Source organism: Ruegeria sp. YTSA135, assembly GCF_059610165.1.
Genome location: NZ_JBXWNC010000001.1, coordinates 151,643 through 172,295 on the forward strand (window position 1 = coordinate 151,643; position 20,653 = coordinate 172,295).

Below are 20,653 nucleotides of genomic sequence, written 5' to 3' on the forward strand. Positions count from 1 at the left end.
TTTTTCATTTTTGAGTACCGAAACAGGAATATTCGCCGGTTGCCCCTCTTTCGGTCGGAACCCCCTTACACTAGTCTTGCCGCAACAAGAATTGGATCGGGATTGTAGGCCGTAGATGGGATTTGTGTTTCGCTGGCTCGTGCGTATTACAACAGGCCTGATCCTGCTGGCTCTGGCCGCGGTGGCCCTTGTGTATTTCCTCGCCAGCCAGTCACTGCCGGACTATGATAAAACGGTTGAGGTCAGGGGGTTGACAGCGCCGGTTGAGATCGTTCGGGATACAGCCAATGTGCCGCATATTCTGGGTCAAACTGACCCGGATGTGTTTTTTGGACTTGGCTATGCCCACGCACAGGACCGGCTGTGGCAGATGACTGTCATGCGCCGTACAGCGCAGGGACGCTTGTCCGAAGTATTCGGTACACGCACCGTCCATGTCGACAAACTGCTGCGTCGACTGGACCTCTATGGTCTCGCCCATCGTTCGGTTGAGGTGCAGGACGATTACACAAAGGCCGCGCTACGTGCCTATGCCGCCGGAGTGAACGCACGGCTAGAGGAAATCAACGAAAACGCCTTAGGTCGTGGCGCGCCCGAAATGTTTCTGTTCAATGCGACCGTATCCCCTTGGCAACCCGGCGACAGTATCGCCGTGATCAAGCTGATGGGCCTGCAACTATCTGGCCACCTTCAGGACGAGTTGCTGCGCGCCCGTACCTCTTTGATGCTGAATGATTCCGAACGTCTGGCCGATATTCTGCCTGACGTGCCCGGCGCAGGCGTTGCAGCACTGCCCGAATATGCTGCTCTATTTCCCGGTGTGCCGCGTTATGCCCAAGGCACGCCAATGCCCGAAACACCGCTGTCGCCCTTTCCGAAACGTGGCTTGGCCGGCGCATCCAACGCCTGGACTGCTGCCCCGTCACGCTCGGCCAGTGGCGGCACCTTGCTGGCCAATGACCCGCATCTGGGTTTCACTGCGCCCGGCACCTGGTATCTGGCGCGGCTAGAACTGGCTAAGGGTGGTGTGATTGGCGCGACCATACCTGGTGTTCCCGCCGTGATGACAGGACGCAGTGATCGGTTGGGCTGGGGTCTGACCTCGTCCTATCTGGACGATCAGGACGTGCATATTGAACGGTTGAACCCCGACAACCCCGAGGAATACCTGACCCCGGATGGTTTCAAAGAATTCCGCACCCGCCCTTCGATCATTGAGATCAAGGACGAAGCGCCCATCACCCTGACCCTGCGCTGGACGGAAAACGGTCCCGTCCTGCCCGGCACCCACTACGATCTGGAGACGATCACCCCGCCGGGTCATGTCGCGTCACTTTCGTGGACAGCACTCAGCCCACGCGACACGTCCATAACGGCTTCGATGGAACTTATGAATGCGGACAGTGTCAGGGATGCAATTGATGTGGCCGAGCTTTTCATTGCGCCCTCGCAGAACCTATCGCTGGTCGACAAAGACACGATCGGGATGAAACTGATCGGTGCCATGCCCAAGCGAGACCTGCGCAATCAAAGCCGAGGTCGAATTCCGACGCCCGGTTGGCTGGCTGAAAACCTTTGGCACGGCCGCTTGCCTTATGCCGATAACCCTGAATTCGTCGCGCCGGTTGGCGGTATACTGGGCAATACCAACAACAAGATCATCGACCGCCCCTTCCCTCAGCATGTGTCCTACGAATGGGGCGACACGCAGCGTGTGCATCGCTGGGAACGCCTCATGCAATCGCGCGAGGTCCACACCCGCGACAGCTTTATCGAGGCGCAACTGGATACCGTCAGCTTCACAGCCCGGTCATTGCTGCCGCTGATCGGTGCCGACTTGTGGTTCACCGGAGCCTCGGCCCCCGAAGGCACGCCGGAACGCCAGCGCCAGATCGCCCTGTCCCTTCTGGCCGAGTGGAATGGCGAGATGAACGAACACCTGCCCGAACCGCTGATCTATGCGGCGTGGTTGCGGGCGCTGCAGAACCGTCTGATCTCGGACGAGCTTGGCCCGCTGGCGGCAGAATACAAACATGTCGAGCCGCTGTTTATCGAGCGGGTTTATCGCGACATCGACGGAGCGTCGGTCTGGTGCGATGTCCGCCAGAGCGCCCCGACAGAGACCTGCACCGACATGGCCAGACTGGCCTTGGACGACGCACTGATCTGGATCGGTGAAACCTATGGAACTGCGCTGGAATCCTTGCGCTGGGGTGACGCCCATCAGGCCACACATGATCACCCGGTTCTGGGGTCAGTTCCCGTGCTGCGGTTCTTCGTCAACATCCGCCAATCCACCAGCGGAGGTGACAATACTCTGCTGCGCGGTCGAACCTCGGGCGAAGGTCGGGACCCGTTCCAGAACGTTCACGGTGCAGGCTATCGCGGGGTCTATGACTTTGCCGATCCGGACAGTTCGGTCTTTATCACGGCCACCGGTCAATCTGGTCATTTCCTGTCGCGCTATTACGATGATCAGGCGCAGCTGTGGCGGCGCGGAGAATACATCCCGATGTCGCTGGATCTGGATCTGGCGCGGGCCGCTGCCGTGGGGGTCACTACCCTGATCCCGCGCTGATTTAGCCTGTTTCGGCAGGACCTTGCCCTTTTGTGTTACCCGCCGTGGACGCAGACCAGCCTTTTCGCATACGATCTTACAGGGTCAGTTTTTTTGGACCGGGGGGGGATACAGATGGCCAGTATTCGCGATAGGCTGAACAATCTCGCGCGCGACTATGCAATTGCCTGGAGTTCAGGCGACCCGAACGCGGTGGCCGAGTTCTTTGCCTCTGACGGGCAGATTTCGATCAACCGGGGCGAGCCAATTGTCGGTCGTTCGGCAGTGGCTGAAATGGCGCGCGGGTTTTACACCGATTTCCCCGACCTTGAGGTCAGGTGCGATATGCTGCGCTGGGCCGGATCGCACGCGATCTTCGTCTGGACACTGGAAGGTCATCACGCCGAAACAGGCAACCATGTGGTCACGCGGGGTTGGGAAGAATGGGAGTTGACCGAAAACTACAAAATCCAGACGTCGCTTGGTTGGTTCGATGCGGACGATTATCAGCGTCAGATCGACGGTGTCTGACGCCTAAAGCCCCGCAAATTGCGCTGCTTGTTTGTCGGTCCAAAGAACGGTGATCTGAAACCCATCATCCGTTTGTTTTTCAGACCGAACCACATCCTGCCGAAACAGCCAGGCGCGCTTGTTGCCTTCGGCAAAATCCAACGAAAGCACCTCCTCGTGTCGCGCGCCCTGCAACTTGGCTGCAATTTCAGCCAAAAGGGGTTCTACGCCTTCACCTGTTACGGCTGAAATGGCAAATATTGCAGGGTCGCGGTCGGCCCGCTTCAATGCCGCTTCGCGTTCTTCGTCGTTCAGCAAGTCGATCTTGTTCCACACTTCCAACCGCGGGCGTTCGTCATCCACACCCAATGATGTCAGGATCGTTTCTACATCCTGTGCCTGCGCTTCAGTGTCTTCGTGGCTTATGTCACGGACATGAACTATGATATCAGCGCCCAGAACTTCTTCCAGCGTGGCCCGGAAAGCCGCAACCAGCTCGGTCGGCAGGTTCGATATAAACCCCACCGTGTCCGACAGGATCACCTCGGGCCCATCAAACAGTTCGACACGGCGCATGGTAGGGTCCAGCGTCGCAAACAGCATGTCCTTGGCCATCACCTTGGCCCCGGTCAGGCGGTTGAACAGCGTGGATTTCCCGGCGTTGGTGTAGCCCACCAAAGCAACGATCGGATACGGAACCTTGGCCCGCGCAGCACGATGCAGCGTTCGCGTCTTGACGACTTTTTGAAGTTGCCGGCGCAACCGCACGAGTTGTTCGTCAATGGCGCGGCGGTCGGCCTCGATCTGGGTTTCACCCGGACCACCGACAAATCCCAATCCGCCCCGCTGCCGCTCAAGGTGCGTCCACGCACGCACCAGTCGCGTTCGCTGATAGCTGAGCGCGGCCATTTCGACCTGCAACACACCCTCGCGGGTGCGGGCACGGTCACTAAAAATCTCTAAGATCAGGCCGGTTCGGTCGAGGATCTTGACCTTCCAGGCCTTTTCAAGATTGCGCTGCTGCACCGGCGTCACTGGGCCGTCAATCAGAACCAATTCGATCTTGTTGTCGCGGAGACGCTCGGCCAATTCCTCAATCTTGCCACTACCGAACAACAAACCAGGCTGGGCACGTTGCAGACGCACGATTTCAGACCCGATCACATCAAGATCGGGCAACGCGTCGGCCAAAGCCACCGCCTCTTCCAGCGCTGGTCCGGGAACACGGCGCTGTTCATCTGATTTGATTTCCGGATGCAACACCCAAGCGCGGGTGTGCATCCTGTCATGTTCCATCAAGAGGCGTCTTCGCCCTCATAAAGGCTGATCGGCTGCGACGGCATGATGGTCGAAATCGCATGTTTGTAGACAAGCTGCGACTGACCGTCGCGGCGCAGTAACACGCAGAAATTATCGAACCAGGTGATGACACCCTGCAATTTTACGCCGTTGATCAGGAATATTGTGACCGGGACCTTTGCTTTCCGTACATTGTTCAGGAACGCGTCCTGCAGATTCTGTCTGTCCGAAGCCATATTTTTATAATCTCGCCATTGTTCTTGCTACGCGCTGCGGACCAACGCGCTCCCTCCGGGTGAGTATGGAGTGTCATTAACCGAGTTTCCAGATGAAAAAACAGTCAATTCGCATATGAGGAAGATCAGTCCCGCCATAGGCTTGGGGTAATAAGCGCAATAATCGCCAGCGTTTCCAGCCGTCCAATCACCATGGCCGCACACATTGTCAGCTTGGCACCACCGGAGAGATCCACGAGGCGAATGGGAATATCCGTGGCCAGCTCGATCACCGGACCCGTTGTGCTGAGCGCTGCAACGGTCAAAACCATGGCCTGTTCAAACCCGGCCCCCATCATCGCAAGCAACAGGTTGAATAGGGCTGCAGTCAACGCGAACATCATGAGAAAGATCCACGCGATAAAGGCACCATCGCTTTGGATACGCCGATTTCCGCCACCTACGCCACTGACGGATGACGGGTAGATAAGCCTGTCAATCTCGCGCGCACCATTCAAGTACAGGGCGAAGACGCGCAGCAGCTTGACCCCTCCCGCCGTGGTCGCGACGCCGCCACCGATAAGTGCCAAGCCCATCAGGATCAGACCCGGCGTACCCAGCCCGGACAATTGTTGGGAGTCGTTCCAATTGGCACTTTCAAATCCGGCCGTCGTCAGGAATGACAGGACCGTGAACAGCATGCCCCAAAAGACGTTCACCGCGTCGATCGGGCGAATCGTACCGCCAATTTCACTCACACCCGCCAGAGCACGAAAGAACAGAAGCACCGCAATTGCTATCGCGATCATTATACCGATCCGGAATTCGGGATCCTTGTCCAACCGCGTGTAGCCAGACGCAGCGGTATCCGATGAAAACGTCAACCGGGACAGCGCAAAGAACAGGAACAGAAATATGACCGCCTCGCCTGTGATCCCGGCTTGCGCTCCTTCAAGCCCACCGACCGGAGAAACCCCCGACGTAGCCATCGTAGACATTGCATGGCAAATAGCGGTCAGTCCCTGCTCACCCGAGATTAATAGCAACACCCAGATCACGGTGGTCAGACCTGCATACACCGGTGTCAACGTGCGTGTCACGCGGATCAGACGCCCGCGCGGGTCAACCTTTTCGCTTTGCGCCACGCCCGAAACCGGTCGGCCGGGCTCCCCGCGTGCTGTCACCTCGAACCCGCCCAATGACAACGGTGCCAGAATCGCGGCGGCTGAAATCCACATCAGCAAACCGCCCATCCAGCCCACCAGCGCGCGCCACAGATGCATCGGGGCGGTCAAGCGATCGGGGTCTGGGAAAATATCCGCACCTGTGGTTGTCAGTGCACTGACCATATCGAAATAGGCGTTGAGAAAGGTGGTGTTTCCCAGCGCATCATGAAGGGGGATGGCCAGGAATAGTGGCAGCACGATAAAGCAGCCAAGCAACACCGCAAGCTGCCCCAGCGTCCCGCGCCGTGGAACGCGATTCATGGACGCCAGCGAAATGATCGCAACGACAAAAATGCCCAGCAGCCCCGAGTAGAAGAACGACCGCGACACATCATGGTCATCCAGTGCCAATGCATAGATTGCAGGAGCCCACATCGACAGTGAAAACACACCCCAGATCAGCAGAAACAGCGGCAATCGCCGCAGCAGCCCAATCTGTTGTGTTCCCGCGCGCTGCATCAGAAAAAGTCGATTGAAACTTGCAGCAACCGTTCAACCTCGGGCACATCCTTGGCCAAGGCAAAGATCGCCACAACATCCTTTTCTTCGATCCGCAGACTGCCCGAAGGGCGCAGCACCTGATCTCCCTTTTGTACGGCTCCAACCAAAACGCCCTCGGGGAAATCAATGTCGCGCAACCTCTGCCCCGCAAGCGGCGAGGTTGACAGAACCTCGGCCTCGATAACCTCGGCCTCGGCATCGCCAACGGAATAGACCTGCCGCACGCGCCCGTGGCGAATGTGGCGCAGGATTGAGCTGACAGTCGTGGCGCGCGGGTTGATATAGGCATCGATCCCCAGCGGCCCCATCAGCGCCACCATGCTCGGGTCGTTGATCAACGCAATCGCCAAGGCGCACCCTTCGGCCTTGGCCCGGACAGCAGCCAGCATGTTCGCCCGGTCATCATCAGTCACCGCCAACATGGCGTCGGCTCGTTCGATCCCGGCCTCACGCAGCAAGGCGGCGTCCAAACCGTCTCCATTCAGAACAATCGTCCTTTCCAACGCTTCGGCAGCCAGTTCGGCGCAATGACGGTCGCGTTCGATGATCTTGGCGCGAACCCGGCTTTCGCGTTCTTCCAATGAACGCGCGACCTCAAGGCCCACATTGCCGCCACCAACGATCACTACGCGGTCTTGTTTCTTCTGGGTCTTGCCAAAGACCTCAATCGTGCGGTCCACGTCCTGGACGCTGGTGAAGACATAACATTCATCACCAACAAACAGTTGATCTTCGGCCTCCGGGGCGAAAAGGCTGCCTTCGCGTCGTACACCCACAACGATCGAGCTGAGGGTCGAAAAAAGGTCCGTCAGCTGCCGTAGCGGCGTATTCACGATCGGACAGTCGTCGTCGATCCGGATGCCCAACAACTGCGCTTTTCCGTCCATGAACATTTCGGTATCGAAGGCCGAGGGGGCCGATAGGCGGCGCATGGCGGCGGCGGCGACCTCACGTTCCGGGCTGATGACCACGTCAATGGGCAGGTGATCCCGGCGAAAAAGGTCCGAATGGATCGCCGCAAGATAGGATTTCGACCGCAGACGCGCGATTTTGCGTTGGATTGAGAATACAGAGTGCGCCATTTGACAGGTGACCATATTCACCTCGTCCGAATGGGTCGCGGCAATGATCATGTCGGCGTCGCGCGCTCCGGCACGGTCCAGCACATCGGGGTAGCTGGCAAAGCCCGCAATCCCCTGCACATCCAGTGTCTCAGTCGCGCGGCGGACCAGATCGGGGTTGTTGTCCACCACTGTCACGTCATTCAGTTCGCCTGACAGGTGCCGTGCAATCTGCCAACCCACCTGACCGGCGCCGCAAATAATGACCTTCATGTTCCTGGCCTTTCTGCCTGAATTGCTTGAATGACAGATGCCCCCAGAGCGGTCAATTCATTTGTCATCGGGGTGAAGCTGCGGCAAGATAAGTGCATGAAAACAGTGCTTCGTTTGCTACTTACTGTTGTAATCCTGTCGTCTTGCAGTCCGCTTTCGCTATATTACCGCGAAGGCGAGACCGTGTCTCGCATGCAAGCCGAAACCCAAAAATGCCAGGTCGAAGCGTTGCAGGATGTGCCGGTGGCAAACCAGGTAAGGCAAAGCCCGCCCACCTATTGGCCCGGCCGCACGTATTGTGATGGTCGGGGCCGCTGTTATCGCTCGGCCGGCTGGTGGCAGCCCGGCCAAGTCTACACGGTCGACGTCAACAAAACGCTACGCAATCAGGTCGAGGCGCAATGCATGGCCCAGAAAGGGTATCGCCCGGTCAGCCTTCCACCCTGCAAACAGGGCGTAAAGTCACAGGTGCCGAGAACGCGCACCACAACGCTGCCACCGTTAAGCGCGCAATCGTGTTTTGTAAAAATAGAGGGCGGTTCGTTCCAGATCATCACGCCCGGTCAGGCAGGGTAACGCCCCGGCGAATTACTCCGCCGGTTCCGGTTCATCCAGCTGCGCCACCCGCGCGCCCGATTTGTTCGATGTCACAACGCCCAGCGATTTCAGCTTGCGGTGCAATGCGCTGCGTTCCATCCCGACAAAGCTGGCGGTGCGGCTTATATTGCCACCGAAACGATTGATCTGAGTTAACAGATATTCCCGCTCGAACGCTTCGCGTGCCTCGCGCAATGGCAAGGTCGCCAAAGCGCCCGACAGGACAACACGCCCTGAATCGTCGGTCTTTTCCTCTTCGGTCGGCAATTCCTTAGCCTCGATCGGACCAGACCCTTCGCCAAGGATAAGGACACGCTCAATCAGGTTCTTGAGTTGCCGGACGTTGCCGGGCCACGTCATCGTTTGCAACAGCGCCACCGCCTCTTCCGAGATTTCACGTATCGCCAGACCCTGAGATTCGTTGCACATCTCAATGAAATGCTGGGCCAAAACCGGAATATCCTCGCGGCGTTCTTCCAGTGACGGAACCGCAATCGGCACCACGTTCAGGCGGTGATACAGCTCTTCTCGGAAGCGGTCAGCGGCAATTTCCACCTCAAGATCACGATTGGTCGACGAGATCACCCGCAGATCAACGCGTACTTTGTCTGATCCACCAACGCGCTGGAATTGCTGGTCGACAAGCACGCGCAAAATCTTGGACTGCGTGCCCTTTGGCATATCGGCCACTTCGTCGAAATACACCACGCCACCATGCGCCTCTTCCAGCAGGCCAGACTCAATGCCGCGCTCAGGCGTTTCACGACCGAACAAAACCTCTTCGACCCGTTCAGGTTCGATCCCGGCGCAGTTCACGGTCACAAAGGGGGCATTGGCGCGGTTGGAATGCGCATGGATATATCGGGCTGCGATCTCTTTGCCTGATCCGGCCGGACCACTCAGCATTACCCGGCCATTTGATTTGGTCACTTTGTCCAACTGGCTTTGCATCGCACGGAACGCAGCGGACTTGCCGATCATGTCCGAGTTCGTGACCTCTTTACGTTTAAGCGATGCGTTCTCGCGGCGCAGGCGAGAGGTTTCCATCGCGCGGCGGATCACCACCATCAACTGGTCAATATTAAAGGGTTTTTCGATAAAATCATACGCACCCTGCTTGATCGCTGCCACGGCGATTTCGATGTTTCCGTGGCCTGAAATAATCACCACCGGCACATCCGGATTGTCGCGCTTTACCGCCTTGAGTATGTCGATTCCGTCCATGCGGCTGTCTTTCAGCCAGATATCCAGAATCAACAGCCCCGGCGGTTCGGAGTTGATCTCAGCCATGCACTCATCCGAGTTGCCAGCCAGCCGGGTTGAATAGCCTTCGTCCTCCAGAATGTCGGACACCAGCTCGCGAATATCGCGTTCGTCATCTACGATCAGAATGTCACTCATCTTTGGCCTGCTTTCAGTTTGTTAATATGAATTGCCTGCTTTTGTGGCGCTGTCGTCGGAGAGAAATTGCCCCCCGGTAATCGGATCACGGCCATCGCACCGAAATGGTCCTGTCCGTCAAATTTGGGGGCATCTTCCAGCGTCAGCGCCCCGCCGTGTTCTTCGATAATCTTTTTGACGATGGGCAGGCCCAAGCCTGTTCCTTCGTCCCGTGTGGTCACATAAGGCTCGAACAAACGCGCGCGGTCTTCGGGCAATCCGATGCCATTGTCAGCAATCGTAATCACCGTGCCCGCATCATCTCGGGTCACGTCCACCTTGATCTGAGGTTTCAGGTCTTCCGGCGGTTCCTTTTGCTTGAGCGTTTCAATCGCCTCACCTGCGTTCTTGATAAGATTTGTCAACGCCTGAGACAGCATCGTTGCATCCACATCCGCGAGGATTTGCTGATCCGGCAACGTGGCATCAATTTGTACGTCCGGTTGTCCGGCTTGCTGCAGCAACACGGCCTCGCGCACCAAACCAACTACGTCTTCTTCGCGTCGATCCGGTTGCGGCATGCGCGCGAATTTCGAAAACTCATCGACAATGCGTCGTAGATCGTTGGTTTGACGCACGATCACGCTGGTCATGGATTCAAGGCTATCGCAATCCTCTTCTTCCAATTTGCGCGAGAATTTGCGTTTGATGCGTTCAGCGCTGAGCTGAATTGGGGTCAGCGGGTTTTTGATCTCATGCGCGATCCGCCGCGCAACATCGCCCCACGCGGCCATTCGCTGCGCACTGACAAGATCGGTCACGTCATCGAAGGCCACCACGTAACCTTCAAGCCTGCCATCTTCACCCCGGCGGGTCGCCATGCGGACAAGCAGGTTTTCCAGCTGCCCCTTACGGGTCACCTTGATCTCACCCTGAACCGCCTCTTGTCCGCTTTCTTTGAGGCTTTCAAACAGCGGCAGAAACTCCGGGACCGCGATCCCGATCGAGAGTTTTTCATCCAAGCGCGTCCAGTCCAGCAACCGTTCCGCAGAGCGGTTTACAAAAGTCACGCATCCATCCGGATCAACACCCACCACGCCAGATGTCACCGAGCTGAGAACAGAATCAAACAGCCGCCGACGGCGTTCGATCTGGCGGGTATTCTCAAGCAATGTGTCGCGCTGGCCTTTAAGTTGCCGGGTCATCTGGTTGAAATACCGGCCCAACATCGCGATCTCATCATCGCTGGCCTCTTCGATCACCTGCACACTCAGGTCCCCGGCCCCAACGCGCTGTGCAGCTGTCGTCAATCGACCCACAGGACGTGAAAGACGTTCCGCAAACCACATGCCCAGCGACATAGCTGCCAGGATCAGGATCACAGCAAAGCCAAGGTAAAGCAGGCCAAACTCAAAAAGCACCCTGCCCCGCTCACTTTCAAGCTGTTGGTAGAACTGCGCCGTTTCCTTGGTGTCATCCAACAGCGTCAACAACTGCCCGTCGACCTCGCGGCTGACATACAGATATCGGTCAAGATAAGCCCGCAACGGAACCAACGCGCGGAACTCATTGTTTTCCCAGTCAGCGATGATCAAAACACCATTGTCCGAGGATTCAACAAAGTGTTCCGGCGTGGGCGCTTCGTAATCGAACAGATAAGACCGATCCCCGCGTGAGCGGATTTCACCGCTGCCATCAATGACATACGCCTCGCGCAGGCCGCGCTGGATTTGTGCCTGACCCTGTGCCAGAACCTCACGCAGTTCGGCGTCGGAAATGTAGAAGTCCAGATTTCTGGCGTTGTCGAGATACCGCGCCAACACCGCAGCGTCCTGCGTTAGTCCCTGCCGATGTTCTAGTTCATAGGCTTCGGCTGCTGTAAGGGATGAGCCTACCACCTGCCGTACACGGTCGGAAAACCAGCCTTCCAGACCGATATTCACCGTTAACCCTGCAAAGATCGCGACAGTGACCGTCGGCACCAATGCCAGCAGCGTAAAAGCGCCGATCAGCCTTAGATGTAGCCGGGAGCCAGCCGATTTCTCGCGGCGCGCTGCGATCAGACTGAAAACCTGACCCAGAACCAACGCGGCGACGACCAGCACATAGACAAGGTCAGCCAGCAGGATCAGGCGCAATGTCGGCGCGGTTGTTCCAAGGTCAAATGGACCGATGACAAGATACGTGGCCAACGCCAGCGCCGGCCCTAAAAGAACCAATCCCAAGGTGCCGAAATTGCGCAGTTTTCGGGATTTCCGCCACCGATTGATCGCTGGAATAGGCCCGCTCTGTGCCCGGGTTGCCACCGTCTGCCCTCATTCTAATGTGCCGCTTGCGCGACGAACCGCCATATGTCGTGGTCCTTGCCGGATGCTGACCCGGATGCCACGCCTTGTGTGGCGATATTACATCAGTTTACGGCGTCGTGTCACCTGAATATCGAGGTCCGTTATTTTTTTGCGCAGCGTATTTCGGTTAATCCCCAATAGATCTGCACATTTCGCCTGATTTCCACCGGTGGCGTCCAAAGCCAGCTCGATCAGCGGGGCTTCGACCTCGCGCAGGATGCGCTGATACAGACCCGGAGGTGGCAAAATATTGCCGTGCAGGTCGAAGTAACGACGCAAGTGGCGCGCCACCGAAGCCGACAGTTTTTCGCGCGCACCATCGCCCAAAACTGGTTCCGCTTCGGGCTGCGTGCCCAACACCATCTCTACCTCGGCCTTTGTGATCTCGTCGGCTCGGCTAGTCAGGCTGAGGCGGCGAATTGCGTTTTCAAGCTGCCGCACATTGCCCGGCCACGAATAGCGTCGGACCAGTTCTACCGCCTCGGGGCTCAGCCAGCGCTTGGCGCCGTGCTCACGTTCCTCCCGCGCCAAAAAGTGCTCGGCCAGCAATGGGATGTCGTCAACACGCTCGCGCAGGGCCGGCACATGAACGGTTGCGCCGCAAAGACGGTAGTAAAGGTCCTGGCGCACCCGGCCGCTCTCCATCGCTTCGGTCAGGTCCGACTGGCTGGTGGCCATAAAACGCGGTACATGGTCGCCGGGTGTATCCATCATCCGAACGATCCGGGCCTGTAACTCGTCCTCAATATCTGCGATTTCATCGATCAGCAGCGTACCGCCGCGCACCCGGGCCATCACCCTTGCTGGCCCTTCCAGGTCACGCAAATCCGACGCAGTCACCGTCACGAAAGGCAATGTACGCCGATCCGAAAAATCATGAATAGCACGCGCAATCAGAGACTTACCAGTGCCACTTTCACCGGAAATCATGACTGACAAGTCCGTGTTCATGACCCGCGCCACCAACCGGTACAGCGCCTGCATGACGGGCGTACGCCCAATCAGGGGCAATTCCTCGGGGCGATCCTCGGAAGGCTCCGCTACGTCCGTCTGAACCCGCTGTTTCTGCTCCAACGCCCGTGCAGTGCGTTTCATCAGATCGGGAAGATCAAACGGTTTGGGTAGATAGTCGTATGCGTCCGCCTCGGCGGCCTGGATCGCGGTCATAATCGTGTTCTGGGCCGAAATAACAATGACCGGCAGGCCCGGTCGATCCTCAGCGATCTTGGGCAGCATTTCCAACCCGTTTCCATCCGGCATGACCACGTCCGAGATCACCACATCCCCCTTGCCCTCACCAACCCACCGCATCAGCGTGGTAAGCGATGAGGTCGCGTGAACTTTGCACCCCGCCCGGGTCAGGGCCTGCGTCAGAACAGTGCGGATCGTGCGGTCGTCATCTGCGACCAGTACAGTGCCATCCATCAGGTGCTCTCCTTACTCTGCGTTCTTTTCCGCTATGATTTCGGTTGCCTCTTTCGGTGCCCGCCTCAAAGAGATGCGAAACACCGTGCGGCCCGGCACCGACTCGGCTGAAATCCAGCCGTCGTGGTCCGAAATGATTTTGCTTACCAGCGCCAGCCCAAGGCCGGTGCCATTTTCCTTGCCCGATACGAAAGGATCAAAAATGTCGCCGCGGATCTTCTCGGGCAAACCTGGCCCGTCATCTATGATCTCTATTTGCAAGGGCAGCATATGCCCCGAACCATCGCTGCGACGAAGCCGAAAGGAATGTTCGTAATAGGTACGTAACCTTATGGTTCCGCCCTTGGGATCAGCAGCTTCTGAAGCGTTCTTGAGAAGATTAAGAACAACCTGCAAAAACTGATCCGGATCGCCGTAGGCTAACGGTAGCGAAGGGTCATAATCCTCGATAATCCGCATATGCGCGCCAAACCCAAGCAAGGCCGAGCGACGCGCGCGATCTAGGACATCATGTATGTTCACCGGCTTGAAATCAGGCTGCGACAGGTTTCCGAACTGTTCGACCTGCTCCAGAAGCTTAACGATGCGGCGGCTTTCAGTCACAATTAGGTCTGTAAGTTCCATGTCTTGCGATGAGATATTCATGCTGAGCAACTGCGCTGCACCCGTGATGCCAGCCAGTGGGTTCTTGATCTCATGCGCCAGCATCTCAGCCATACCGATGGCCGACTGTGCGGCGGATTTAACCGTGTTGCCCCGCGTCATGCGCCCAGCCAGTTCGCGCGGGGTGATGATCATGATCATTGACCCTTGATGCCCGATCAGCGGCGCGATTTGTAAGGCACATTGCAGTGGCGCACGGTTTCCTGACCCTACATCCACGTCATTTACAAAAAGCGGTGTGCCCTGCTTACGCGCACGTTCAAAGGCTTCTTCAAGCGGAGCGTCCACGGCGATCTGATCCCAGACGGGATGCCCTAGCACGGACTTCTGCGAGGCATTCAGAAACCCCTCACCCGCCGAATTCACATCGGTGATCCGATCCTCGACGTCGATGATGAACGCCGGAACAGGCAGGGACGCCCAAATGCTTTTGTCTGAGTTCACGCAGCCGCCTCCGCATCCGCGCAGAGCGCATCGCCCAGCAGGCGCATCACCTCTTCTGTATCGCGCGAGGTCAGAATGGCGCGGCGCAGCGGCGCGGGTGTACCGGCCTCATCCATGTACCAACCCAGATGTTTGCGGGCGACGCGCAGGCCAAGCTCCGGCCCGTAAAACTCCAACATGGTCTGATAATGCGTGCACACCATATTGACCAAACTGTCACCCGTGGGAATTTCCGGAGCGTCTGTACCGTAGAGGTCATGACATACCTGCGCCAAAAGCCACGGCTTGCCCTGCGCGCCCCTGCCGATCATCACTCCGTCTGCACCGGATTTATCCAGCGCGATACGCGCGGTCGCCGTGTCTACGATATCACCGTTCGCGATGACGGGGATCGAGACAGCCTCTTTAACCGCTCGAATAGCCTGCCAATTAGCTTGGCCCTTGTAGAATTGACACCGGGTGCGGCCATGGATTGTAACCATGCAGATACCCGCATCCTGCGCACGTCGTGCGATTTCAGGGGCGTTCAACAAGGCATCATCCCAGCCCAGCCGTGTTTTCAACGTAACCGGCAGATTGACTGCTCCAACCACTGCTTCGATCAAAGTCAAAGCGTGATCGGGCGTTTTCAGCAGCGCCGAGCCGGAATACCCGCTTGTGACTTTCTTAGCCGGACAGCCCATGTTGATGTCTATTACGCGCGCTCCGCGGTCAGCCACCTGACGCGCGGCCTCGGCCATCCAGTACGCCTCACGCCCCGCCAGCTGAACGGCGGTGTTTTCTACATCCGCAGACAGTTCGGCCCGTTCCCGCACACCGGGTTTAGCCTGAACCATTTCCTGGCTGGCGACCATCTCACTCACGACCATGCCCGCGCCAAAACGCATCACCAGATCACGAAAAGGCCGGTCCGTGATTCCGGCCATCGGCGCCAGCATGACCGGCGGGTTCAGGGCTTTGTCAGCAAGTTGAACGTTCAAGGTGCTTAATCCTTAGGCAGTTGTAGGTTTGATATAGAATTGAGCGCATATGAACAACAAATCGACCCCCGGCAAGCCCGCAAAATCATCACTTGCCTATTTTTTAGGCAGATTAACGCGGGTGATTGCCTCTGCATTCACCACAGCCTAAACATCACCCTCGAACCAAACGGAGATCGCGCCCCCATGACCACCGCCGCAATCATTGTCGCCGCAGGACGCGGGCAACGTGCCGGCGGGGAAATTCCCAAACAGTGGCGCGCCCTTGCAGGTCGTCGCGTTGCGGATTGGACCATCGACCAATTTCGCGGCCAAGTGGACCATATTGTGCTTGTGTTATCTGAAGAGGATCAGAATGCCTGGGCGGAATTCGAAGGCTCTGACCTGATCCTGGCCAAAGGCGGCCATGATCGTGCGGGGTCTGTCCGCAGCGGTCTTTCAGCGCTCAGGTCGTTGGGGGTACAGCGGGTTTTGATCCACGACGTTGCGCGGCCCTGCGTTCATAAGCAGACTATTCAGCTGGTTTTGACGGCACTGGACACCCATTCGGCTGCGGCCCCAGGATTGGCGGTCACGGATGCGCTCTGGACAGGCAATGGAGTCCTTGTGACCGGCACGCAGGACCGAACTGGCCTGTTTGCCGCGCAGACACCGCAGGGGTTTCACTATGACGCAATCGTCGCAGCACACGCGGCCCACCCCGGAGGCGCCGCAGATGATGTCGAAGTGGCCCGAGCTGCGGGGCTGGATACGGCCATCGTGCCCGGTGACGCGGATAACATCAAAATCACACGACCCGAGGATTTTGTCCGGGCGGAACGTATATTGGGAAAAGCTATGGATGTAAGGCTGGGCAACGGGTACGACGTGCATCGGTTTGGCGACGGGGATCACGTGATCCTGTGCGGTATAAAGGTGCCGCATGACCGTGGCTTGCAAGGCCATTCTGACGCGGATGTTGGCATGCACGCCGTTACCGATGCAATTTACGGCGCGCTGGCGCAGGGCGATATTGGCCAGCACTTCCCCCCGTCAGACCCACAATGGAAAGGCGCCGCCAGCAAGATCTTCCTGCATCATGCGGTCGAACTGGCCGGGAAGATGGGCTATCGGATTTCGAATGTCGATTGCACGCTGGTCTGCGAATACCCAAAAATCGGCCCCCATACGCCCTCCATGCGGGACGAGATGGCCCGGATCATGGGGCTGCGCGCCGATCAGGTCTCGGTCAAGGCAACAACGTCTGAGCGTCTGGGTTTCACCGGGCGTAGCGAAGGAATTGCCGCGCTGGCCACCGCATGTCTGGTGAAATCATGACTGCCGCGCGTCTGATCGGAACCGTTTGCGGTGTTGGCTATCTGCGTCCCGCGCCGGGAACATGGGGATCGCTGGCCGCCCTGCCCTTGGTTTGGGTCCTGCACACGTTGGGCGGGTTCCCATTGTTGGCAATCGCGACGGTCGCCGTTTTTATCGGCGGGCTCTGGGCGACGCGCGCCATGACTGCGGGGGCGGAAGATCACGATCCTTCCGAGATCGTCATAGACGAAGTCGTCGGGCAGTTTATTGCGCTTTGGGCTATTTCCTACCCGTCCTGGGCGCATGGGATCGAGATTACAGCGCTTTGGCCCGGCTGGGTCGCCGGGTTCCTGCTGTTCCGCCTGTTCGACATCACCAAACCCGGCCCTGTGGGTTGGGCCGACCGGCGCAATGACGCGATGGGCGTAATGTTGGACGATGTGATTGCAGGCATTCTTGCCGGGATCGGTGTTCTGATCCTTGCTGGCATAACACACGGAGTACTGGGCCTATGACCGTTGCCGAGCTTCTCGACCAAGCCAAGGCGCAAGGCGTGATGATCTGCACCGCGGAAAGCTGCACGGGCGGTATGGTCGCGGCAGCTCTTACCGATATTCCCGGCAGTTCGGCAGTGATGGACCGTGGGTTCGTGACCTACACCAACCTGGCCAAGCAGCAGATGCTTGGCGTTCAAGCCGAAACGCTGGCCACGCATGGCGCGGTCTCGGAACAGGTCGCAGGGGAAATGGCTGAGGGCGCGTTGAAACATTCCGACGCACAGCTTGCAGTCTCGGTTACAGGTATCGCGGGTCCGGGTGGTTCGGAATTCAAGCCCGAGGGCCGGGTTTGCTTTGGGCTGGCCGCCAAAGGTGGTTCAACTCACACGGAAACAGTGGAATTCGGCGCACAAGGGCGCAGCAACGTTCGCTGCGCCGCAAGGGATCACGCGCTGTATTTGCTTTCGCAGGGCCTCGTGACGCTCGCACAAAAGTAAGGTATCCGCTCCTTCAGTGGCCCCACCCGGATCGTTATAACAACCGCCCCGGTCCTATTCATAAAACTGCCTGGCCTTGTTTTATGGTGGGCTTGTCCGCGCCCGCAACGTGCTCAACGTATTCATGACGTATTCATGATTGCCGCCTTTGGTTTGGGGTCGTGGACGGCCCAACTGGGAGGGCTGGTGATCGTAGGTGCCTTCACGACAGTTGTCACTTTTGTGTTGATCAAGGTGGTTGCGCTTATCACCCCGCTTCGCGTAGACGCCGAGACCGAGACAAACGGTCTGGATCTGTCGGTACACGGCGAACGGGCCTATGACATGAGCAGCTAAGCCCACCTTGGCAGGCTCTGCCCGCAAGGGCGTTAAGCGGACCTGTTCAGGGTCCGCTTTTCTTTTGCGCGCAATCCTCTCGACTCTGGGACGGTGCTCGGGCTATCAGCCCGCAACATCATTCCGTACCGAGGTTGCACCATGATCCCCAGTTCCTTTCCCGATAGCACCGAAATCGCCCGACTGACCGCGCGGATGCTGCTGGAGATCAAGGCCGTCCACTTCAATGCACGCGAACCGTTCACACTGGCCTCTGGCCTGCCCAGCCCGACCTATATCGACTGCCGCAAGCTGATCTCATACCCGCGCATCCGCTCGACCCTGATGGATTTCCTGACCGTCACCGTGATGCGGGACGCGGGTTTTGAAGCGTTCGACAACATCGCTGGTGGTGAAACTGCGGGCATCCCCTTTGCCGCGTTGGTGGCCGAGCGGATGGCCCTACCGATGACATATGTTCGAAAAAAGCCCAAAGGTTACGGACGCAATGCCCGTATCGAAGGCGCGATGACCGAAGGTGAGCGTGTCTTACTGGTTGAGGACCTGACAACCGATGGCGGTTCAAAATTGTCCTTTGTCGACGCCATCCGCGAAACGGGCGCGACCTGCGGACATACAGCAGTGATCTTCTACTACGGCATCTTTCCCGAAACTGAGAAAACGCTCGGCGATCACGGCGTTCAACTGCATCATCTGTGCACGTGGTGGGATGTTCTGGCCGAAGCCAAAGCGCAGAAAGCCTTTGATCAAGAGACACTTGAGGGTGTCGAGGCCTTCCTTAACGACCCGCGCGGCTGGCAGGATGCGCAAAAAACAACCTGAACCCTCTGTGTATAAGCTGGGGGTAAGTCAAAATAGAATCGCCCCGAGGGTGCTTGCATCTTGTGTGGCCGCTTGACCCCTGCACAAAATGTTGCGTGACACAGCGTTTTTTGGCAGAGTTGTCCAAAGTTATCCCAAGCTGAAGCCAAGTTATACGCGACTTATCTTCAGAAATTTACAGATGGCCCTAGCAGGGTCTGATTGATTAGAACTGCCACAGGGCAGCGGGGACAAAATGAACGAGATTAGCAGTATCGAGCAGGCAGCAGCTCAGATTCAGAATGCCGAAACCATGCCGCACTCCATTGAGGCAGAGCAGCAGCTTCTGGGCGCGATTCTAACCAATAACGATCTGTATGACCGGGTGGCTTCGATCATCGGGGCCGAGCATTTCTATGATCCGGTCCACGCCCGGATTTACGAGGTAGCCGCCGCACGCATCGCCAAGAATGCGCTGGCCTCACCCGTGACGCTGAAATCCTTCATGGCCGAAGACGAAGGGCTGAAGGAACTGGGCGGCCCGGCTTATCTTGTCAAACTGGCTGGCGCGTCGATCAGCGCGTTTGCTGTGCATGACTACGCCCAGATGATCTATGACCTTGCTATCCGGCGCGAGTTGATCCGGCTGGGCCGCGATATCTCGGACAAGGCGGCGCGGGTCGAGATCAGCAGCGAACCAAAAGAGCAGATCATAGAGGCCGAGCAACAGCTTTATCAGCTTTCCGAGCAGGGCCAGACCGAACAGGGTTTCAAATCCTTCCTCAAGGCGGTCACAGAAGCCGTCAACGTCACAAACGAAGCGTATCAGCGCGGTGGCGGCATGGCAGGGATTTCCACCGGTCTGGCCGACCTCGACAAACAATTGGGTGGCTTGCACCCGTCCGACCTGATCATTCTGGCGGGTCGTCCGTCGATGGGTAAAACGTCACTGGCAACCAACGTCGCGTTTAACGTTGCCAAGGCGTACAAACGCGGCATCAAACCCGATGGAAGTGAAGGCGCGATTGACGGTGGCGTGGTCGGGTTCTTTTCGTTAGAGATGAGTGCCGAGCAGCTCGCGGGCCGTGTTCTGGCCGAAGCGTCCGAGATTTCATCGCATAAAATCCGTCAGGGTGACATGACCGAGGCCGAATTCCGGCGCTTTGTCGACGCGGCCAAGGAACTGGAAGCTTGCCCGCTGTTCATTGACGACACCCCGGCCTTGCCGATTTCGCAACTTGCGGCCCGTGCGCGGCGGTTGAAGCGGACGCATGGTCTGGACCTGCTGGTGATTGACTACCTTCAACTCTGCCGCGGCATGGCCGACAACCGTGTCAACGAAATTGCCGAGATTTCGATGGGCATGAAAGCCATCGCCAAAGAGCTGAACATCCCTGTTATCGCGCTGTCGCAGCTAAGCCGTCAGGTGGAAAACCGGGATGACAAACGCCCCCAGTTGTCTGACCTGCGGGAATCAGGCTCGATTGAACAAGACGCCGACGTCGTTATGTTCGTCTTCCGCGAGGAATATTACAAAGAGCGTGAAAAACCCGGCGATCACGAGTTGGACAAGATGGAAGAGTGGAAGCAGGCCATGGAACGCCTGCACGGCAAGGCCGAAGTCATCGTCGGCAAGCAGCGGCACGGCCCCATCGGAACGGTCGAGCTGTCCTTTGAGGCTCAGTTCACGCGCTTCGGCAACCTTGTCAAACCCTGGCAGCAAGACGGTCAGATCGAAGGCTACTGA

The 20,653-nt window shown here is 57.9% G+C and carries 17 protein-coding genes and 1 pseudogene; 9 read left to right on the plus strand and 9 right to left on the minus strand.

Annotated features, from left to right (window positions below):
- The first annotated feature begins 115 nt into the window (after positions 1–115).
- The gene (locus AC2FIT_RS00710) at positions 116–2,578 is read left to right on the plus strand and encodes a penicillin acylase family protein (RefSeq protein WP_496825711.1); all 2,463 of its coding nucleotides are present in this window, start codon (positions 116–118) and stop codon (positions 2,576–2,578) included.
- Positions 2,579–2,692: 114 nt separating this feature from the next.
- Entirely contained in the window at positions 2,693–3,088 is a 396-nt protein-coding gene (locus AC2FIT_RS00715; protein ID WP_496825713.1) for an SgcJ/EcaC family oxidoreductase, read from the plus strand.
- Positions 3,089–3,091: 3 nt separating this feature from the next.
- On the opposite strand, the gene hflX is transcribed toward AC2FIT_RS00715, so the two are convergent.
- From hflX to trkA, 4 genes are all read right to left on the minus strand, one after another.
- On the minus strand, positions 3,092–4,363 hold the full coding sequence (gene hflX, locus AC2FIT_RS00720; protein ID WP_496825715.1) for a GTPase HflX: 1,272 nt from the start codon (positions 4,361–4,363) through the stop codon (positions 3,092–3,094).
- Positions 4,363–4,602, minus strand: a complete 240-nt coding sequence (hfq, locus tag AC2FIT_RS00725) for an RNA chaperone Hfq (protein ID WP_010440340.1) — start codon at positions 4,600–4,602, stop codon at positions 4,363–4,365. The genes hflX and hfq overlap by 1 nt, the downstream gene beginning before the upstream one ends.
- Positions 4,603–4,727: 125 nt before the next feature.
- Entirely contained in the window at positions 4,728–6,266 is a 1,539-nt protein-coding gene (locus AC2FIT_RS00730) for a TrkH family potassium uptake protein (RefSeq protein WP_496825717.1), read from the minus strand.
- Positions 6,266–7,642, minus strand: a complete 1,377-nt coding sequence (gene trkA / locus AC2FIT_RS00735; RefSeq protein WP_496825719.1) for a Trk system potassium transporter TrkA — start codon at positions 7,640–7,642, stop codon at positions 6,266–6,268. Before trkA ends, AC2FIT_RS00730 begins: the two co-directional genes overlap by 1 nt.
- 96 nt (positions 7,643–7,738) lie before the next feature.
- On the opposite strand from trkA, the gene AC2FIT_RS00740 reads away from it, so the two are divergent.
- Entirely contained in the window at positions 7,739–8,218 is a 480-nt protein-coding gene (locus AC2FIT_RS00740) for a hypothetical protein (protein ID WP_496825721.1), read from the plus strand.
- 12 nt (positions 8,219–8,230) lie between these two features.
- Here the strand turns inward: AC2FIT_RS00740 and ntrX are convergent, their stop codons facing one another.
- The 5 genes from ntrX to dusB form a co-directional block, all read right to left on the minus strand.
- The gene (gene ntrX, locus AC2FIT_RS00745; protein WP_496825723.1) at positions 8,231–9,640 is read right to left on the minus strand and encodes a nitrogen assimilation response regulator NtrX; all 1,410 of its coding nucleotides are present in this window, start codon (positions 9,638–9,640) and stop codon (positions 8,231–8,233) included.
- Positions 9,637–11,925, minus strand: coding sequence for a sensor histidine kinase NtrY-like (locus AC2FIT_RS00750; RefSeq protein ID WP_496825725.1), 2,289 nt, complete (start codon positions 11,923–11,925; stop codon positions 9,637–9,639). The genes ntrX and AC2FIT_RS00750 overlap by 4 nt, the downstream gene beginning before the upstream one ends.
- Positions 11,926–12,024: 99 nt before the next feature.
- Positions 12,025–13,392 carry a response regulator gene (locus AC2FIT_RS00755; protein WP_496825727.1) on the minus strand — a complete coding sequence of 456 codons (1,368 nt, stop codon included), beginning with the start codon at positions 13,390–13,392 and terminating at the stop codon, positions 12,025–12,027.
- 12 nt (positions 13,393–13,404) lie between these two features.
- The gene (locus AC2FIT_RS00760; RefSeq protein WP_496825729.1) at positions 13,405–14,499 is read right to left on the minus strand and encodes a two-component system sensor histidine kinase NtrB; all 1,095 of its coding nucleotides are present in this window, start codon (positions 14,497–14,499) and stop codon (positions 13,405–13,407) included.
- A complete protein-coding gene (gene dusB / locus AC2FIT_RS00765; RefSeq protein WP_496825731.1) occupies positions 14,496–15,479 on the minus strand; it encodes a tRNA dihydrouridine synthase DusB in 984 nt (327 codons plus the stop codon). Before dusB ends, AC2FIT_RS00760 begins: the two co-directional genes overlap by 4 nt.
- 186 nt (positions 15,480–15,665) lie before the next feature.
- Here dusB and AC2FIT_RS00770 point away from each other — a divergent pair, with 186 nt between their 5' ends.
- From AC2FIT_RS00770 to AC2FIT_RS00795, 6 genes and pseudogenes are all read left to right on the plus strand, one after another.
- The gene (locus tag AC2FIT_RS00770; protein ID WP_496825733.1) at positions 15,666–16,796 is read left to right on the plus strand and encodes a bifunctional 2-C-methyl-D-erythritol 4-phosphate cytidylyltransferase/2-C-methyl-D-erythritol 2,4-cyclodiphosphate synthase; all 1,131 of its coding nucleotides are present in this window, start codon (positions 15,666–15,668) and stop codon (positions 16,794–16,796) included.
- The gene (locus AC2FIT_RS00775) at positions 16,793–17,290 is read left to right on the plus strand and encodes a phosphatidylglycerophosphatase A family protein (RefSeq protein WP_496826476.1); all 498 of its coding nucleotides are present in this window, start codon (positions 16,793–16,795) and stop codon (positions 17,288–17,290) included. The genes AC2FIT_RS00770 and AC2FIT_RS00775 overlap by 4 nt, the downstream gene beginning before the upstream one ends.
- A complete protein-coding gene (locus AC2FIT_RS00780) occupies positions 17,287–17,769 on the plus strand; it encodes a CinA family protein (protein ID WP_496825735.1) in 483 nt (160 codons plus the stop codon). The genes AC2FIT_RS00775 and AC2FIT_RS00780 overlap by 4 nt, the downstream gene beginning before the upstream one ends.
- Positions 17,770–17,889: 120 nt before the next feature.
- Positions 17,890–18,105: pseudogene (locus tag AC2FIT_RS00785) on the plus strand (ammonia channel protein); the annotation flags it as partial.
- Positions 18,106–18,246: 141 nt separating this feature from the next.
- On the plus strand, positions 18,247–18,927 hold the full coding sequence (locus tag AC2FIT_RS00790; RefSeq protein ID WP_496825737.1) for an orotate phosphoribosyltransferase: 681 nt from the start codon (positions 18,247–18,249) through the stop codon (positions 18,925–18,927).
- 235 nt (positions 18,928–19,162) lie between these two features.
- Positions 19,163–20,653 carry a replicative DNA helicase gene (locus AC2FIT_RS00795; RefSeq protein WP_068331600.1) on the plus strand — a complete coding sequence of 497 codons (1,491 nt, stop codon included), beginning with the start codon at positions 19,163–19,165 and terminating at the stop codon, positions 20,651–20,653.

Coding starts and splice junctions, on each gene's coding strand:
- AC2FIT_RS00710 (WP_496825711.1), top strand. CDS start 116: ATGGGATTTGTGTTTCGCTGGCTCGTGCGTATTACAACAGGCCTGATC.
- AC2FIT_RS00715 (WP_496825713.1), top strand. CDS start 2,693: ATGGCCAGTATTCGCGATAGGCTGAACAATCTCGCGCGCGACTATGCA.
- hflX (WP_496825715.1), bottom strand. CDS start 4,363: ATGGAACATGACAGGATGCACACCCGCGCTTGGGTGTTGCATCCGGAA.
- hfq (WP_010440340.1), bottom strand. CDS start 4,602: ATGGCTTCGGACAGACAGAATCTGCAGGACGCGTTCCTGAACAATGTA.
- AC2FIT_RS00730 (WP_496825717.1), bottom strand. CDS start 6,266: ATGCAGCGCGCGGGAACACAACAGATTGGGCTGCTGCGGCGATTGCCG.
- trkA (WP_496825719.1), bottom strand. CDS start 7,642: ATGAAGGTCATTATTTGCGGCGCCGGTCAGGTGGGTTGGCAGATTGCA.
- AC2FIT_RS00740 (WP_496825721.1), top strand. CDS start 7,739: ATGAAAACAGTGCTTCGTTTGCTACTTACTGTTGTAATCCTGTCGTCT.
- ntrX (WP_496825723.1), bottom strand. CDS start 9,640: ATGAGTGACATTCTGATCGTAGATGACGAACGCGATATTCGCGAGCTG.
- AC2FIT_RS00755 (WP_496825727.1), bottom strand. CDS start 13,392: ATGGATGGCACTGTACTGGTCGCAGATGACGACCGCACGATCCGCACT.
- AC2FIT_RS00770 (WP_496825733.1), top strand. CDS start 15,666: ATGACCACCGCCGCAATCATTGTCGCCGCAGGACGCGGGCAACGTGCC.
- AC2FIT_RS00775 (WP_496826476.1), top strand. CDS start 16,793: ATGACTGCCGCGCGTCTGATCGGAACCGTTTGCGGTGTTGGCTATCTG.
- AC2FIT_RS00780 (WP_496825735.1), top strand. CDS start 17,287: ATGACCGTTGCCGAGCTTCTCGACCAAGCCAAGGCGCAAGGCGTGATG.
- AC2FIT_RS00790 (WP_496825737.1), top strand. CDS start 18,247: ATGATCCCCAGTTCCTTTCCCGATAGCACCGAAATCGCCCGACTGACC.
- AC2FIT_RS00795 (WP_068331600.1), top strand. CDS start 19,163: ATGAACGAGATTAGCAGTATCGAGCAGGCAGCAGCTCAGATTCAGAAT.